This window comes from Rahnella perminowiae, from assembly GCF_019049755.1.
Classification (GTDB): domain Bacteria; phylum Pseudomonadota; class Gammaproteobacteria; order Enterobacterales; family Enterobacteriaceae; genus Rahnella; species Rahnella perminowiae.
Genome location: NZ_JAFMOS010000154.1, coordinates 1 through 1160, shown reverse-complemented (window position 1 = coordinate 1160; position 1160 = coordinate 1). Strand labels below are relative to the sequence as shown.

At 36.0% G+C, this 1160-nt stretch carries 1 protein-coding gene; it reads right to left on the bottom strand.

Features of this window, described 5'->3' with window-relative positions; genetic code table 11:
* Positions 1-1147, bottom strand: a 1147-nt coding sequence (locus J1785_RS00845; RefSeq protein ID WP_217218582.1) for a hypothetical protein, incomplete at its 3' end; no start/stop codon positions are given.
* Positions 1148-1160 lie beyond the last annotated feature (13 nt).

Sequence of the window (1160 nt, the reverse complement as noted above, 5' to 3'; positions counted from 1 at the left end):
CTTTCTTAAAGACTTCATTTACAGCTTCATGGAGTTCAGCTCTTATCTGTCCATCCATTGTGCCATAAGTACCGGGGAAGAATTTATCAATAGAATCTTTTGCTTCCTGCAGAAGTGATGTCCTAATGAATCGTGCTGCATTTTCAAGTTGAGGTGTAATTTGCTTCCAACAAAATGCTATTACAAGATCATTCAGAAGTTCACTTCCTCCCGTTGATCGCAAGCTGTTAGTAAGCAACCTTATATTTTCACTTGTAATTGGTTCATCTGAATCGAGCGTTGCATTAAATAACGAACTGCTAGATTTAAATTGAAGGTGATCACGTCGCAATTTATCCACTATGGATTTGTAACTGCTCATCCACTCCTCGATTTTCCGTAGCATATTCTGATTAGATAAAATCATTCGATGCTCAGGCTTACGTAAAACAGCATCAACAGTATCGGTGGTAACACCATCTAGGGTATTGTGCCGAATCCGACGCCCTAGATATGATTGGATACCAAACTCGGTGTTTAAGCAAAACTGTTCAAATGCGTCCTTAGCAATTTGTGAAATTAAATATTCGCTTTCATCAATAAGATGAATAACTACAATATTTGATTCAGCAGCATCAATTTTATCAAGAGACGAAATTCTAGCCTCCAACCTAGGATATAAATTTCGATATTGCTCTGTCGATATAGTAGGATTGCTGTCTAGCCATTTTTTCATCGAAATACTATCGACATAAATCCGACTACTATCAAAATATTGCTGAAGCTTTGATACTTTTGTTCTTGTCGTTATTGCATCTGCTTCAATAATATATTCTATCCGATTTAACTTTTTGCCAATCAAACGTAATATTTCACAACGTATCTGGGATGCTTCTGATGCTTTTGTTACTAAGGTATACATTTTTTCCAATGTAACTTCATCTAGAGATACCACTATATAGCTTGCAATTTCAGGACAGTCATTCATCAAAGAATTTATAAAATTCACGATTGACCCTTCGTGTTGATCCTTCACATAAGATATAAAGTCATTGCGGAATTCAAAATCGACGTCTGGATCAATTGATTTCCTCCTGAATAAAGCCAAAGCAAGCACAGTTACTAAGCTTTTAGTTTCCTTAGGAGCTGTAATATACAAAGTTCTCATTTCATTCTCAGTG